This window comes from Photorhabdus caribbeanensis, from assembly GCF_018448885.1.
Classification (GTDB): Bacteria; Pseudomonadota; Gammaproteobacteria; order Enterobacterales; family Enterobacteriaceae; genus Photorhabdus; species Photorhabdus caribbeanensis.
Genome location: NZ_RCWB01000003.1, coordinates 1 through 16,293, shown reverse-complemented (window position 1 = coordinate 16,293; position 16,293 = coordinate 1). Strand labels below are relative to the sequence as shown.

Annotated in this window: 19 protein-coding genes and 2 pseudogenes; 20 read left to right on the top strand and 1 reads right to left on the bottom strand. The window is 39.6% G+C overall.

Going from position 1 to position 16,293, the window contains the following annotated elements:
- Positions 1-8 precede the first annotated feature (8 nt).
- The 16 genes and pseudogenes from tssI (EAE90_RS03305) to EAE90_RS24215 form a co-directional block, all read left to right on the top strand.
- Positions 9-1,175, top strand: a pseudogene (gene tssI / locus EAE90_RS03305) (type VI secretion system tip protein TssI/VgrG); the annotation flags it as partial.
- The gene (locus EAE90_RS03300; protein ID WP_214052270.1) at positions 1,172-1,663 is read left to right on the top strand and encodes a DUF4123 domain-containing protein; all 492 of its coding nucleotides are present in this window, start codon (positions 1,172-1,174) and stop codon (positions 1,661-1,663) included. The pseudogene tssI (EAE90_RS03305) and the gene EAE90_RS03300, both read left to right, overlap by 4 nt.
- Before the next feature lie 2 nt (positions 1,664-1,665).
- Entirely contained in the window at positions 1,666-2,010 is a 345-nt protein-coding gene (locus EAE90_RS03295) for a hypothetical protein (RefSeq protein ID WP_214052269.1), read from the top strand.
- Between the two features lies 1 nt (position 2,011).
- Entirely contained in the window at positions 2,012-2,620 is a 609-nt protein-coding gene (locus EAE90_RS03290; protein WP_214052268.1) for a restriction endonuclease fold toxin 5 domain-containing protein, read from the top strand.
- A gap of 23 nt (positions 2,621-2,643) precedes the next feature.
- Positions 2,644-3,366: an Imm52 family immunity protein gene (locus EAE90_RS03285; protein WP_214052267.1), complete on the top strand. Its 723-nt coding sequence runs from the start codon at positions 2,644-2,646 to the stop codon at positions 3,364-3,366.
- A 2-nt stretch (positions 3,367-3,368) separates the two neighbouring features.
- A complete protein-coding gene (locus tag EAE90_RS03280; protein ID WP_113041683.1) occupies positions 3,369-3,632 on the top strand; it encodes a PAAR domain-containing protein in 264 nt (87 codons plus the stop codon).
- A gap of 163 nt (positions 3,633-3,795) precedes the next feature.
- Positions 3,796-4,428, top strand: a pseudogene (locus tag EAE90_RS03275) (restriction endonuclease fold toxin 5 domain-containing protein).
- Between the two features lie 31 nt (positions 4,429-4,459).
- A complete protein-coding gene (locus tag EAE90_RS03270) occupies positions 4,460-5,215 on the top strand; it encodes an immunity 52 family protein (RefSeq protein WP_214052266.1) in 756 nt (251 codons plus the stop codon).
- A gap of 143 nt (positions 5,216-5,358) precedes the next feature.
- Entirely contained in the window at positions 5,359-6,093 is a 735-nt protein-coding gene (locus EAE90_RS03265; protein WP_214052265.1) for an immunity 52 family protein, read from the top strand.
- Between the two features lie 149 nt (positions 6,094-6,242).
- The gene (locus EAE90_RS03260; RefSeq protein WP_214052264.1) at positions 6,243-6,977 is read left to right on the top strand and encodes an immunity 52 family protein; all 735 of its coding nucleotides are present in this window, start codon (positions 6,243-6,245) and stop codon (positions 6,975-6,977) included.
- 2 nt (positions 6,978-6,979) lie between these two features.
- Positions 6,980-7,147 (top strand): PAAR domain-containing protein, encoded by a 168-nt coding sequence (locus EAE90_RS03255; protein WP_422615975.1) that lies wholly within the window; start codon positions 6,980-6,982, stop codon positions 7,145-7,147.
- 35 nt (positions 7,148-7,182) lie between these two features.
- Positions 7,183-7,911: an immunity 52 family protein gene (locus EAE90_RS03250; RefSeq protein WP_214052263.1), complete on the top strand. Its 729-nt coding sequence runs from the start codon at positions 7,183-7,185 to the stop codon at positions 7,909-7,911.
- 125 nt (positions 7,912-8,036) lie between these two features.
- A complete protein-coding gene (locus EAE90_RS03245) occupies positions 8,037-8,762 on the top strand; it encodes an immunity 52 family protein (RefSeq protein WP_214052262.1) in 726 nt (241 codons plus the stop codon).
- A 66-nt stretch (positions 8,763-8,828) separates the two neighbouring features.
- Complete coding sequence (locus EAE90_RS03240; RefSeq protein ID WP_214052261.1) at positions 8,829-9,551, top strand: immunity 52 family protein; 723 nt, start codon at positions 8,829-8,831, stop codon at positions 9,549-9,551.
- A 2-nt stretch (positions 9,552-9,553) separates the two neighbouring features.
- Positions 9,554-9,733 (top strand): PAAR domain-containing protein, encoded by a 180-nt coding sequence (locus EAE90_RS03235; protein ID WP_214052260.1) that lies wholly within the window; start codon positions 9,554-9,556, stop codon positions 9,731-9,733.
- An 86-nt stretch (positions 9,734-9,819) separates the two neighbouring features.
- Positions 9,820-9,951 (top strand): hypothetical protein, encoded by a 132-nt coding sequence (locus EAE90_RS24215; protein ID WP_281422301.1) that lies wholly within the window; start codon positions 9,820-9,822, stop codon positions 9,949-9,951.
- A gap of 76 nt (positions 9,952-10,027) precedes the next feature.
- Here the strand turns inward: EAE90_RS24215 and EAE90_RS03230 are convergent, their stop codons facing one another.
- Positions 10,028-10,291 (bottom strand): PAAR domain-containing protein, encoded by a 264-nt coding sequence (locus EAE90_RS03230; protein ID WP_214052259.1) that lies wholly within the window; start codon positions 10,289-10,291, stop codon positions 10,028-10,030.
- 268 nt (positions 10,292-10,559) lie between these two features.
- Between EAE90_RS03230 and EAE90_RS03225 the strand changes: the two genes are divergently transcribed.
- The 4 genes from EAE90_RS03225 to EAE90_RS03210 form a co-directional block, all read left to right on the top strand.
- Positions 10,560-12,293, top strand: coding sequence for a type VI secretion system baseplate subunit TssF (locus EAE90_RS03225; RefSeq protein ID WP_246550313.1), 1,734 nt, complete (start codon positions 10,560-10,562; stop codon positions 12,291-12,293).
- Between the two features lie 14 nt (positions 12,294-12,307).
- The gene (gene tssI / locus EAE90_RS03220) at positions 12,308-14,320 is read left to right on the top strand and encodes a type VI secretion system tip protein TssI/VgrG (RefSeq protein ID WP_214052257.1); all 2,013 of its coding nucleotides are present in this window, start codon (positions 12,308-12,310) and stop codon (positions 14,318-14,320) included.
- Entirely contained in the window at positions 14,317-15,549 is a 1,233-nt protein-coding gene (locus tag EAE90_RS03215; protein WP_214052256.1) for a DUF4123 domain-containing protein, read from the top strand. Before tssI (EAE90_RS03220) ends, EAE90_RS03215 begins: the two co-directional genes overlap by 4 nt.
- Positions 15,546-16,293, top strand: a 748-nt coding sequence (locus EAE90_RS03210; RefSeq protein ID WP_339920672.1) for a toxin VasX, incomplete at its 3' end; no start/stop codon positions are given. The genes EAE90_RS03215 and EAE90_RS03210, both read left to right, overlap by 4 nt.

Here is a 16,293-nt window from a genome sequence, read left to right as displayed (position 1 = left end):
TGAAATAGGCTTTGCGTGTTGATAGCAAATCAGGGCAAGCGGACAGTAATTGTATTCGGTTAATGCCCGGCAGAATTTTTACACTAACCAACCACCCGATTGACGCCATGAATGACCGCTGGCAAGTCGTCTCTTCCCAACATACCGGGCATGTCCCCGCCGTTTTAGGCGATAACGGAACCGGCACTACCCTGAATTCACACACCCGGTTCATTCCAGGCCGCAACGATTGGCGTCCGCCATACCGCTATAAACCATTGGCCGACGGTGACGAAGTTGCAACGGTTGTCGGAACCGGCACTGAAGAAATTTACGTCAACAAAGATGGCGCGGTTCGCGTTCATTTTCACTGGAACCGTTATGATGCACCTGACGACCAAGCTTCTTGCTGGGTGCGGGTTGCACAAGGGTGGAATGGCAACGGATTTGGTTTTCTGGCAACACCGCGAGTAGGTCAGGAAGTGATTATCTCCTATCTCAACGGCGATATTGACCGGCCTATTATTACCGGATGTACTTACAACGGCCTTAACCGCCCGCCGCTGAATTTACCCGCGGAAAAGACGCGCACCACGTTCAGAACCAAAACGCATAAAGGTAACGGCTTTAACGAATTACGTTTTGAGGACGCAAACGGCAGTGAAGAAGTGTTCATTCATGCTCAACGGGATATGAATACGCAGGTTCTGAATGATGAAACCCATAATATTGGGCATAACCGGACACATCATATTAAACATGATGCCCATTTACGCATTGATAATGAGTACCGCGTACAGACGGGAAATGACATTTCCCTATCTACGGGGCAAAAACTCCATATCAAAGCAGATGACGCCCTGTTAACTCAAAGCGGCAATGAAATTCACCTAAGTTCCGGTGCTAAAGTCGTGATTGATGCTGGCAGTGAACTGACCCTACAGGCCGCCGGGCACTTCCTTAAAATCGATGCGGGCGGTATTACCAGCAGTGCGAGTATTAACTTTGGCAGTGGATCACCCGGCAGCGGCTCAGGTTGGGGTGGCAAGCTACCGGATAGTCTGGATAAATTGAAACAAGCGAGTGTCGTACAGGTAGAAAAAGCCCTGACGGCGCCGTTGAAAGAAATCTGTCTGACCTGTCTGCTGAAAGCAGAACAGGATGGCACGGCAATGGTTATCAGGGGGCAGTCATGACACCGGAATTACAGAAAAAATGGAGTGAATACAGAGAAATGCATCCCGAAATGAAATGGTATGCCTTAGTCAGCGGCCTACAGTATGAACGTCATTTTGCTGAGGAGATTAAGTATATCGTCGGCACGAATAATCCCCTGTTCCGGCAATACCCGGATGCCAAAATTGCGTTCGCGGGGCCGTGGTTGTTTGATATGGCTTATGCGAAATCATGGGAAGAAAAGTTATCTGCGCTGGAAAAGGTTGCACCTTCGGTGTCCTGGCTACACACCACGCTATCTTTGGACAAACTAACCCGTCATCTTGAAAACTACCTGAATGTTGAGCTGGAAACGGGGGAAACGGCATTGCTGCGTTTTTACGATCCCCGCATCTTGCATCAAATCCGGGATATTTTCAGCCCAGAGCAATTGTCGGCACTCACTGACGGTATTCATGAGTGGGTGTATTCTTTTGATAATAATGATCATTTCGTAAAAGGGGCCTAACGATGATAAAACTCAGCAAGGAGCAGGTCGCTAAATTTATTGATGCGGAAGATGAGGCTTATGTGACCCAGATCCGACAACGTATTCTGGCTGAGCACAGTGGGTTAATCGAAAATGAAAGCGAACACAGCCTGCACGAACGATTAAAGAAGGCTTATCTGGACTTGGTTGAGATGGGGTTCAAGGATGAAGCATTGATCCGCTCTTACTTACATTTCGTTGCGTTTAACCGTGATTTTCACGACTCGCCAGCAATCCAGAATATGTTGAACGCCGGGGATAACCCGGAACAACAATACCGTGATTATTTGCGAGTCATGGATAATTTATTGAAAAGGAGAAATTAACATGCCATTACCACTTCTTGCGCCAGCGGCTCCCGCTCTTTTAGCTGCGGCTGAATGGACACTGGCTGCTTGTGCAACAGGATTAGCCGCCGTTGGTGTGATGGAAAGCACCAAAGATAAAGAAGGTGAACAAGACAAGTCAAAAGCGGATACACAAACAATTGCTTCGTCCCGTACCGAATGTGAGAAATGTCCGGCAATTGGCAACGTTACAATGGTTTGGGAAAAAACCACATCGTATTCAGAAATAACCATTGCCTACCAAACAAAAATTGCCGGGACGATATACAATCCTGAATTAAACCTAATTGAAACTTGGTTATGCATGGATACAAATTTTGATGGTTGGAAACCTGCACAATGCTTATTTCTTGAGGCCAAAGCTAAATATGATCAGTTTTTCAAAGATGGAGTGCCTATAAGTTGGTGGAAAATAAGTAAAAGCGGGGATAGATCCATGACGACTCAAGTAGAAAAACAGCAAGAAGTATGCACTACATTAAATGGAACCCCAAATTCTCACTGGCATTTTATGCAACCTATAAGCTATGCCTATTATTTAGAGAAATTTTCTATTTATCCCAACATTAAAGTATTTCACACTATTTAACATCTAAGTAAAGGTGAAAATAAATGACTACATTATCATTAAACATGAAATTATATACAGATTGGAAAGAACCATTAACTCCAACAATAGTTATTACCGATTTATATAAAATCACACAACAAGTAGATATATTTTTTAGACGCCATAAAACTTGGTATTTACCAGGAGATACTCGTCAAGAATCTTTACAACATATTGCTTTTGATCAGCAAGGAGCAACAAAAGAAGCAATAAAAGAGTTTGAAGAAGATTATACAGAAGAAAATCCTATAGTTATTAAAGGGATTTGGGATGGTGAAGATGATGACCATTCATGTTCAATTTGTTATATGAATTATCGTCGAGATCGGTTAGGACAAATCCAAATAGATTTTCATATATCTATTGAAGAAAATGAATTTCAGCTATCACGATTAATCAACTTTATTAATTTTCTGATTTCTACTCATAATGCACCTTACATTATGGTAGAAAACAATACATATAGAATCAAAAGAAAACACGTTTTCCCAGATCGTTTAAGTGCTGGCTGGATGCTCTACTTACCAATTGAAATAGACCCGGCTTTAGTTCCAATGGCAGAAGAAATAATATCTATTTCTGATAAAAATGACAAAAAAGGCTCGTTAATTATTACGACAAAAGATATCTTTGATATTGAAAACCAGGAGCATATCAATAAAGCCAATGATATTGAAATATGTTTACGGGATTTACAAATACTACCATTGATGACAGAGTTATAAATATGACAAACAAAGCCGTAATACGATTAAACGATCTAACCGATCATGGTGGTAAAGTCATTACCGCCATTGATAATTACATGTATCAAGGCGTGCCTGTTGCCGCTAAAGGTGATTTAGTAAACTGCCCTAAGTGCAAAGGGGTTTTCCCTATTGTAGAAGGTAGCAATGACTTAAAGCATCAGGGAAAACCTATTGCATTGGAAGGTATGCAAACAGCCTGTGGCGCAAAACTGATTGCCAGTCAGAAAGATTTTCTCGCTTAATGAGACGACAATCATTTTGGCCTATTTAAGGCAACACTGACGCGCTACGCTTGTCTTCTCCGTTTTACCGGGCTAATACATTAATCCGGTAAAATGGAGAGCCGAGAAAAATACCGTGATTATTTGCGAGTCATGGATCATTTATTGAAAAGGAGAAATTGACATGCCATTACCCCTTCTTGCGCCAGCGGCTCCCGCTCTTTTAGCTGCGGCTGAATGGACACTGGCTGCTTGTGCAACAGGATTAGCCGCCGTTGGTGTGATGGAAAGCACCAAAGATAAAGAAGGTGAACAAGACAAGGCAAAAGCGGATACACAAACAATTGCTTCGTCCCGCACCGAATGTGAGAAATGTCCGGCAATTGGCAACGTTACAATGGTTTGGGAAAAAACCACATCGTATTCAGAAATAACCATTGCCTACCAAACAAAAATTGCCGGGACGATATACAATCCTGAATTAAACCTAATTGAAACTTGGTTATGCATGGATACAAATTTTGATGGTTAGAAACCTGCACAATGCTTATTTCTTGAAGCTAAGGCGAATTACGATCAATTTTTTAAAAATGGGGAACCTAATGGTTTTTATCGTAAGGTAAAGTTAGGTAAGAAAAAACTGTCTGGACATGATAGTATGTTGAAGCAAGCCAGAAAACAAAACGAAGTATATATCGCATTAAATAACATTCCAAAATCTCACTGGCATTTTCTACAACCTGTATCTTATTCATATTTTAAAGAGGCTTTTGCTCCATATCTCAATATTAAAACTTTTAATACTATGATGTCTTAATAACCAGAATAACTTATAGGAGAATTGAAATATGTTCATTATACACCCAAGAATAAAATTATTTTATGATCTTAGAGAAGCCATCACACCGGAATTAGCTTTGGCCGATACGTATCAGTTAATGAATCATATCAATAACCTCAGTAATAATTCAAGTGGTTGGCATTTACCTGGATATAGTGAAGAAGAAATTAGAGAAAATAACGTATTTAATGAAAATGGCATTACTGAGTATGCTTTAAAAGAATTCAGGGGAATTTATGAGGATGGCGGAAGATCTATTATAGTGTCACTGTTTGATAATCCTATAATTGATAACTCTGAAAGTGGAAAATTAGAAAATAATATTACATATATTGGCCAAGATGATATTCATTCCAACCCTAATAGATTGGGGAAAACTAATATATCTATTAACCTTGCACTTGAAAAAGAAAAATTCAACACTAAAAACTTTATCGATTTTATTAAACATTTAGTTTCTCATAGATATTCTCCATTTATTATGATAGATACTAGAGGCTATAGATTAAATCAAAAACAAATTTTCCCAGACAGAATAAGTGCAGGTTGGATGCTCTATTTACCAATAGAAATAGATCCGACTTTAGTTCCAATGGCAGAAGAAATAATATCTATTTCTGATAAAAATAACAAAAAAGGCTCATTGATTATTACGACAAAAAATATCTTTGATATTGAAAACCAGGAGCATATCAATAAAGCCAATGATATTGAAATATGTTTACGGGATTTACAAATACTACCATTGATGACAGAGTTATAAATATGACAAACAAAGCCGTAATACGATTAAACGACCTAACCGATCATGGTGGTCAAGTCCTTTCTTACGGCATTTTCTATGTTTCCTAACATTACGGTATTTAACACTAAACTTTAATCATTCTCACAAAAGGACAATTAAAAATGTCAATGATCTTTTCAAGAATAAAATTATTCCATGACTTAAATGAGGCTTTAACTCCTGAAAATGCATTACTTGATTTATATCAAATTACATGCAAGATAAATAAGTTAACAACTAGAAAAAGTGGTTGGTATTTGCCTGGTTATACTCAAGAAGAGAGATTAAAAAATAATGCATTTGATGAAAATGGACCTACTAAATATGCTATAGAAGATTTTAAAGAAACTTATGATGAAAACTCTGGATTTATTGTGAAATCATTATCTGATGGAGTAGATGAGAACAACAACAGTATTCTATATATGGGTGAAGATAAAATCCATGTTAATCCTGTTAGATTAGGTAAAACTAATATATCTATAAGCATCAATTTAGATAAAGATAAATTTAATTTTCAAGATATTATTGAGCTTTTAAAAAATTCAATATCCATTCGGAACTCTCCATTTATGTTAGTAGATACAAGAGGTTACTTGTTAAAACAAAAACAAGTTTTTCCAGATAGGGTTTATGCCGGTTGGATGCTCTACTTACCAATTGAAATAGATCCGACTTTAGTTCCAATGGCAGAAGAAATAATATCTATTTCTGATAAAAATGACAAAAAAGGCTCATTGATTATTACGACAAAAGATATCTTTGATATTGAAAACCAGGAGCATATCAATAAAGCCAATGATATTGAAATTTGCTTGCGGGATTTACAAATACTACCATTAATGACAGAGTTATAAATATGACAAACAGAGCCGTAATCCGATTAAACGACCTAATTTATGCGTATTTCTCTAGAGCATTTACTAAATTTAATAACATTAAAGTATTTAACACTGTGATTTGATAGTTGTTTGATTATATTAATTTTTCGTAAAAAGGTAAAGATATGACAACAATATACCCAAGAATAGAACTATTTCACGATCTAAACGAGAGCATAACACCTAAAGAGGCATTGAATGATTTATATCCGGTGGTGCAACAAGTAAATAAATTATCAAATAAGCAAAGTGGTTGGCATTTACCTGAGAATTCTTTAGAAGAGAGATTGTTGTACCGAGCATTTGATGAAAATGGACCTACTGAGTACGCATTAAAACATTTTGAAGCAACTTTTGATGAAAAGTCTAAACTTATTGTTAAATCTTTATCAGATGGAAATGATGAAGACAATAATAGTATTTTATATACAAGCGAAGATGAAATTTATAATAATCCTATTCGGTTAGGGAAAACCAATATATCAATTAACATTAGTCTTAAAAAAGAAGATGTTAGCTTTGAGAAATTCATAGTATTCATTAAAAATTTAATATCTAATTGTAAATCTCCATTTGTTTTAGTAGATATAAGAGGTTACTCGTTAAAACAAAAACAAGTTTTTCCAGATAGGGTTTATGCCGGTTGGATGCTCTATTTACCAATAGAAATAGACCCAATTTTAGTTCCAATGGCAGAAGAAGTAATATCTATTTCTGATAAAAATGACAAAAAAGGCTCATTGATTATTACGACAAAAGATATTTTTGACATCGAAAACCAAGAACATATCAATAAAGCCAATGATATTGAAATATGTTTACGGGATTTACAAATACTACCATTAATATCAGAGATATAAGTATGACAGACAAAGCTGTGATCCGTTTAAACGACATAACCGATCATGGTGGTAAAGTCATTACCGCCATTGATAATTACGTGTATCAAGGCGTGCCTATTGCTGCTAATGGATATTTAGCCAAGGCTTTTGCTAAATTTATTAACATTAAAATATTTAATACACCTTAAATGTGGATATTTATTTTAAAATTAGGATTAAAAAGATGAACATAATACACGCTAGAATAGAAATGTTTTATGATTTAAAAGAAAAGATAACACCGGAATTAGCATTGGATGACACATACTGCATCATGCAACAAATAAATAAAGTATCTAATAGTTCAAGTAGATGGTATCTACCAGGATATGATCTAGACGAAATAAAAGCAAATAATGTTTTTGATGAAAGTGGTATTACTGAATATGCCAAAAATCAATTCAAAGAAAGTTATGATGAGAATTTTAAATCTATCATAAAAACATTATTTGATGTTCCAGGTGATGTAAAGTTAAAAAATAGAATCATGTATTCAAGCCGTGACTATAGTAATAGGCTAGGAAAAACGGATGTAAGCATTGCTCTTAGTTTTGAAAAAGAAAAATTTAATCATTCTAAGTGGATTGATTTCGTAGCTTCTTTAGTTAGCAACCATTACTCTCCAATAATCATGGTGGATTCCAGAGGATATTCTCTAAAACAAAAACAAGTTTTTCCAGATAGGGTTTATGCCGGTTGGATGCTTTACTTACCAATTGAAATTGGTCCGACTTTAGTCCCAATGGCGGAAGAAATAATATCCATTTCTGATAAAAATGACAGAAAAGGCTCATTGATTATTACAACAAAAGATATTTTTGACATCGAAAACCAAGAACATACCAATAAAGCCAATGATATTGAAATCTGCTTGCGGGATCTACAAATATTACCATTGATGACAGAGTTATAAATATGACAGACAGAGCTTTAATCCGTTTAAACGACCTAACTGATTTAGAAAAATCATCTATCCACTCCAACATTAAAGTATTTCATACTCCCTGTTATCCGAATAATTTCTAATAGGAAAAATGAATGACTATTTTATCTTTAGATATAGAAATATATACAGATTGGAAAAATCCATTGACTCCAGACATTGCAGTTAATGATACCTATAAAATCGTAAAACAATTAGAAGATATCTTCTTTGGATACTCTAAGATATGGTACTTAGGCGGAAATAGCCGCGAAGAAGCATTAACTCGGGTAGCTTTTGATGATAAAGGAATAACAGACGAATGTATAAGCGACTTTAAAGAAAATTATACAGAAGAAGATCCTACAGTTATATCAGGCGTCTGGGATGGAGGCGAGGATGGGCAAGCATGTTCAATTAGTTACTTTAATTATCATGTTGAAAGACAAGGCCAAACAAAAATAGAGATTAATATATCCATTAAAGAAAAAGAGTTTCACTTTCTTAAGTTGATTGATTTTATCAAGTTTCTGGTTTTTAGCCATAATTCACCTTATATTATGGTAGAAACTAATAATTATAGAATAAAAAGAAAACAAGTCTTCCCAGATCGTTTAAGTACTGGCTGGATGCTCTATTTACCAATAGAAATAGACCCGACTTTAGTCCCAATGGCAGAAGAAATAATATCTATTTCTGATAAAAATGACAAAAAAGGCTCATTGATTATCACTACAAAATATATCTTTGACATAGAAAACCAAGAGCATATTAATAAAGCCAATGATATTGAAATCTGCTTGCGGGATCTACAAATATTACCTCTGATAACAGAGATATAACTATGGCAAGCAAAGCAGTTATCCAATTAAACGACCTAACTAACATTTAAGCAAGGGTGAAAATAAATGACTACGTTATCACTAAATATGAAATTATATACAGATTGGAAAGAACCATTAACTCCAACAATAGTTCTTACCGATTTATATAAAATTACACAACAAGTAGATATATTTTTTGGACGCCATAAAACTTGGTATTTACCAGGAGATACTCGTCAAGAATCTTTACAACATATTGCTTTTGATCAGCAAGGAGCAACAAAAGAAGCAATAAAAGAATTCGAAGAAGATTATACAGAAGAAAATCCTATAGTTATTAAAGGAATTTGGGATGGTGAAGATGATGACCATTCATGTTCAATTTGTTATATGAATTATCGTCGAGATCGGTTAGGACAAACCCAAATAGATTTTCATATATCTATTGAAGAAAATGAATTTCAGCTATCACAATTAATCAACTTTATTAATTTTCTGATTTCTACTCATAATGCACCTTACATTATGGTAGAAAACAATGCATATAGAATAAAAAGAAAACAGGTCTTCCCAGATCGTTTAAGTGCTGGCTGGATGCTCTATTTACCAATAGAAATAGACCCGACTTTAGTTTCAATGGCAGAAGAAATAATACCTATTTCTGATAAAAATGACAAAAAAGGTTCATTGATTATTACGACAAAAGATATCTTTGATATTGAAAACCAGAAGCATATCAATAAAGCCAATGATATTGAAATCTGCTTGCGGGATCTACAAATACTACCATTAATATCAGAGTTATAAATATGACAGACAGAGCTGTGATCCGATTAAACGACATAACCGATCATGGTGGTCAAGTCATTACCGCCATTGATAATTACGTGTATCAAGGCGTGCCTGTTGCTGCTAAAGGTGATTTAGTAAGCTGTCCTAAACGCAAAGGGGTTTTTCCTATTGTGGAATCTCGGTTCGACACTGGCTAGCAAAGTAAATTCTCCCATAGTGAAAGCACTGATGAATAGCACACAAGTGCCTGACATCAATACTGTGGTGGTCAGCCAGTTTTCCCGTGTTGCCGGTAGTGATTACTCTGCCATTCCCGCCATTTCAGGCGAGTATTGATGTCATTGGTCGGGATATTCGCAGCGCGACGACCAATATGTCAGGCCGTAATCCGCCACGTCAACCGGGTAGTTTGTAAGACAATGAAACACTGAGCACCCGTACTTGAATCAACTGGCTCTATTTCAAGCAGAATATGGCCTTTTACCGCCATCCTATGCCTGAAACAGGCTTTGTGAAGCAATTAATGTCGCGCCACAAGAGGTTTTCATGCCCTCCAGTGCGTACATTTGTCCATTGGAGCTGATTATTTTCGGCGTCCCTTCCACAATGGTTTGATTGCCGCCACATTTTGGACAGGATACAGCATCCCCAACCCGAGCCGCCTTCTTCCCTAACACATCAAAGCTTCCATCACCGGCTAACACCTTGCCGCCATGCGAAGTCGAATCACCGACCAAAATAATGGGACGTGACATATTTCCCTCCATTAACTCATGATTAAATATTAATTTCAGCTTCCAACATCTGGCTATCATGACGCCATCACTTGATTAAAGAAAACTTATCTAAATAAAACTCATTGAAATAAATTACATAATTATGTTAGTCGAACACCTAAAAAATTTACATTATTAACTGTTTTAAACAAAGAATTACACATAATTAAATTATCAACCTTGATATCCATCAGCTCAAAATATAAATTTACATTAATATTTGATCGGAAAAAAGACAAAGGTAGATATGAAAAATTTTGAAGATTTCTATCGGGAAGCACTTTCACAAATAAAGCATGATCTGAGTAACGCAGCGCAAGAGCATCCACACCTTGCTCCATTTACCTCCGAATCTGGCGACCCGGATGTTCTCCGAGTACTGGAAGGTTTTGCGCTTATTACTGCCGGTATTAAGCAGAAAATTGATGACGGTTTCCCGGAAGTCATTAACCCGCTTCTACGAAAAGTATGGCCGATACCTTTACATCCGATCCCTTCAACCAGCATTGTCCAGCTAGATATTCAACCGGGCAGCATGACTGAAATCACAAGCATTGCCAAAGGCAGTGAAATTTCCGCCATACAGCAGAATCAATCCATTACATTCAGAACCACTCAAGATATCAGTATTGAGCCTATTACCTTGATCCATAAAACGCTGACACACAGCGGAGACAAAAGCCTGATATCACTGACCTTTCAATATCATGGCCCAACTACCCGCTGGAAGACAGGGCAAGTCACGCTTTTTCTCGGAGAAGATCAAAAACTGGCGTCTTTACTGACCAAATACGTGGATCAATCGCTGAACAACACTTATCTGAAAACATCCCTGAAAGAGCAAGAAATGTGGCTGGCTATTGAGATCGCTCCACGCCTGAAAGAAAATTTGGTCCTGCCGAGACCACATGACTATTTCTGGCCGTTGCAGGTGTTATACGAATACCTCTATCTGCCACATGTTAATGACTTTATGTCATTTGATTTATCGGAAGAAATCGCTGAGCTCCCTTTGGGAGAAGATAAGCAATTTACCATTATTCTAGAATTTGACTGTAATATTCCCATCGAGGACATTACACCCGCATTTATTCCCCATTGCGTACCCGTTATTAACCTGGCTCCGGCAAGAACAAAACCGATAACATTTGAAAAGGGCAAATCGCGTTATGTATTAGCAGCGAATGAAATCTTTAGTATTGATAACATTAAACTCCAGTCCGATCCTGATGGAGCATCTGGCGGATATGCTCACAATGTTCCTCTTATCAATAGCGAGCAACTGGCCGCCTGCCATTTTGCCGAACCCGGTGACAACATATTACTTTTTAACCATATACGGGAAGAATCGCCATTTGGCGGCAATCAAATTAATCTCACGTTTTATGATCATCAGGCAAAACCCGTAACAGAACACCACTATCGCGAATTTTACTGCCAATATCACAGATATCATACGCAGGCACGGACATTGGGCATCGGGCAAATCTGTATACCCAGCGAGCAGATACCCAGCCATATTCAGGCCAGGAATATCGTGTCGGCGTCAAAAGATCTTCCTGCCGTCGTAAACAGTCATCAGCATTGGCCGATACTCTCTTTGTTATCGATTGGGCCATTTTTTCTCAGTCACATTGAATCAGTCAGATCTCTGGTCAAACAACTTGATACCTTCGCGCATCTGGACGCCCCGCGTAGTCGGCATATTCAGCGCATGGCCGATGGCCTCAGCGCTATCTACCTTGAGCCATACTACCATTTTGACAAGGGCATTCCTGTGAGAGGCCAAGCCATCACACTGCGCATGACACCAGAAAATTATGAGCATGAAGGAGAAATGTATGCTTTTGCCAAAACACTACACACCGCTTTCTCCCTCTGTTTTGTTGAAACCAGCTTTCACAGATTAACCGTTATCAATAACGACACCAATGAATACTGGGAATTTTACAATATGCCTGGGCATCAGAAGATCATGTAATTGAAGGAAACATTATGAAAACCGGACTCCGCTTTTCCTGCACCATCGGCAATCTGCCGCCCATGACTTTTGCGGTAGTGAATTTTACATTAGATGAAGCGCTTTCATCGTTATTTACCCTGTCTCTCACATTAGCGGCAAGCCGTTCAAATATAGACACGGACACCCTCCTGCTCCAAACCGTGCGGTTCACTGTCACCCGTGACGACATTCTGCAACGTGAAGTGAAAGGATTGGTTGCAAGTGCGGTTGTTGGCGCCACAAACCGGCATCAAACTCAGTATCACCTGACAGTCAGACCAGAAATGTGGCTGCTGACACTCGATCAGGACAGCCGTATCTATCACCAGCTCAGTGTCCCCGATATTTTACAAAACATCCTGAAACAGAAGAAACTCCGGGCCAATATGCATTTGAATAACCCACACTCAACGCGGGAATACGTCACCATGAAAAGGGAATCATCCTATGATTTCTTTACCCGCCTGGCCGCTGAGGAGGGGATTTTCTTCTGGTTCGCCGATGACGGGCTCTATCTGAGTGATAGCTACCTGAACATGAGAGCGCCGGATACGTTGATTTATAACCCGGACGTCACCAGCGCAGTAGAAGAAAATGTTATCTATAAATGGTCTCTTGGCTCCTACATGCGCCCGGAATCTACCGACCAAAAAGACAGAAATTATCACAACCCCAATTACGCTTTACAGCATAACGCCACGGATTTTGAAGCGGAGAACGGCACGCCATTTCATATTTTCGAAAGTTACGGCCGTTTTCAGAAAGACAAAGAGGGCATGCCGTTTACCCAATACCGGCTGGAAGCTTTGCGGGTTGACAGCAAATCAGGGCAAGCGGACAGTAATTGTATTCGATTAATGCCCGGCAGAATTTTTACACTAACCAACCACCCGATTGACGCCATGAATGACCGCTGGCAAGTCGTCTCTTCCCAACATGCCGGGCATGTCCCCGCCGTTTTAGGCGATAACGGAACCGGCACTACCCTGAATTCACACACCCGGTTCATTCCAGGCCGCAACGATTGGCGTCCGCCATACCGCTATAAACCATTGGCCGACGGCGACGAAGTTGCAACGGTTGTCGGGCCCGGCACTGAAGAAATTTACGTCAACAAAGATGGCGCGGTTCGCGTTCACTTTCACTGGAACCGTTATGATGCGCCTGATGATCAGGCTTCTTGCTGGGTGCGGGTTGCACAAGGGTGGAATGGCAACGGATTTGGTTTTCTGGCAACACCGCGAGTAGGTCAGGAAGTGATTATCTCCTATCTCAACGGCGATATTGACCGGCCTATTATTACCGGATGTACTTACAACGGCCTTAACCGCCCGCCGCTGAATTTACCCGCGGAAAAGACGCGCACCACGTTCAGAACCAAAACGCATAAAGGTAACGGCTTTAACGAATTACGTTTTGAGGATGAAAAAGGACGGGAAGAGATTTATATCCACGCTCAACGTGATCAACTGATCCAAATTAACCACGATAAGACACAAAAAATAGAGCACGACGAAAGTCACACGGTCATGAATGATCGTCGGCATAAAATCGGCAATGATGAATTTATCCGCATCATGAATGAACAACATATTCAGGTGGATAAAAATCAATTCGAAACCATTGAGAAAGACAAAATTACCCGGATTAACAATAGCTGGAAGGAAGATATCTACGCCTCCCATTTCCAACAAATTGGTGAAAACAAACAGTGTGATATCAAAGGCAATTACCAATTAAATGTCATTAAAGGCATTCACTCACACACCAAAATACATACCCTGCAAGCCAGCGATACATTGATCCTCAGAGGTAAGGCAGGAAGCATCACTCTGGATGCTCAAGGCATCACACTAAACGGCAACATCTTTCTGAAAGGCCCGGTGGTAGTGCAAGGAGGAAGCGCAGGCACCGTGCCAACATTGACCGGTGCAGCCAATGAAGGACAGCCCATCGCTCAGGATTGCAAAGGAAAAGCCGATGCACAGAAGGAAACATCAGAGTGAAAACGCTATCCTCATTTAATTCAGCCTATTACTGGGTTGCCAATTGCACCTACCAAGCGATAGGTAATGAAAAACATCCTGCCGGACAATATTCAGCCAAAGCATTAATCTATGCGCCGACTGAATATGAGGCATTAACGAATCTGTGCAATTACGTTATTGGTTTCGGAATAGAAAACGGTCAATACCAAGACATTATTGCCTTACAAACCTATTTGATGGAAAGCACGCTGCCCGAACTACGGTTAATACGCCATATCCAACAGATAAGCGATCAACACCCCGTAATATTGGTAGAACAGGAAAATGTTGACTCTCCGCTGCCAGCCGCTTGTGGTGATCTAATCTTGACACAAGCCACTGATACACCTGTTTATGGAGATAACGAACATCTCTACGCGGTCATTGATGCGGCAATATACCAACAGGCAGGACGATTTATCATTCCTGATCTGCTCGCTTCCTCCTTACGCTGGCAAGGATTATTTCAGGGAGAAACTCAAGTTTCACTGGAAGATAGCGCCCCTTATCTGGTTGAACTGCATAAAGACAGTAGTAATCAGCCAGAGCTACAGCGATACATTATGAATGCCGATAACCGGGCAGAGTTGAGCTTGTTTATCCACAGCGAACAACCTTTTGAAACGCTGCTGAATCATCTGCGTAAGTTCACCTATTTAAAAAATGAGCTGACTCAGACGTGGGCATTTTTCCGTTTCTATCATCCCAACACACTGACAACACTGCTTAATACCCTGTCCGACGGGCCATTAGCCCATTTTATGCAAGGGATCAACGCAATGTGGTTCTATGGTGATAAACCCGATACCCGCCACATTATCACCATCACCGAAAACGTCCGGCAGGCAAAACCCACGCCTGTCACGCTCAATCGCCGCTTGTGCGAACTGTTTGATCAACAAGCGCAACAACGCCTTACATTTAAAACCATTGATTTTATTCAGGAAAACCTGGCTGAACGCTGTCAGGTGAATAAAAACACCCTGCCTGCTTTTGTTTTACAGCAGACGAATCAAGCTTATCTGCAAGGGCTAACGCAACAGCGGGCCATACTCTATTATGTTGCCGCCAGGTGTTTAATGCCCGATGATGAAGTTCACTGGCAACAGTTTTGGGAGTCAGCCTGCTCGCAAACAGAAACGCAGGAAATACGGGCACATTCACTTTTCAAACAATGCGACACACTGACAACCAAGGAAATATTATGACCACTGACATTCAGGAACGTTTCGACAAATTAATAGAAAAAGCTTACGAAATGTTCCCACAAAATCTTGAAGCAGATACTTATATTCAGCCCTGTGACTGCGATGTTAAACCGATTTACCCGGTTCGCTATGCTTATGTGAACTTTTTCGGCAAGGAGCTGGAAAAACCAGAAGCACCGCCGGATATCCACACCCTGATGTTCTCTTCATCACTCCAACAAACCAAAGGCTATGCCGCCCGCCTGCTGCGTCCCGGCTGGATATACATCAAGGAAGAAGACCCGCTCACCACCCGCGGCAGCAAGGCCCGGGGCTATCTGCACATCTTTAAATACTGCGTGTCAGAGAAAGAAGTTAACGGTAAAAAACAGCGGGTAGAGAAATTTAAAAAATACATGTTCCTCAACCGCAGAGATGCCAGTGAAGGGCTTATCCCTGAGCCGGGCATTCGGGGCGAAGGTCATCCATTCCTGTTTGTCGCTAAAGATGTCATCAATATCAGTATCGCCTACAGTGAACACCCGTGGCACTCCTCGGTACTGGCTAAGATTGACAACAGTCCTGAACTGCGGCAAAAAACCATGCAATTCATCAACCTCGAACAGAAGCAATCCCCTTTTGCGGTTAACGCCTCAGACAAATATTTTCGAAAACTGATTGTCGATTACAAAATCCGGCAGGAACAGTTTGCCAATATCAAAGCCATCATTGAAAAAGACATCAATGAACTGGATTTGGCTGATG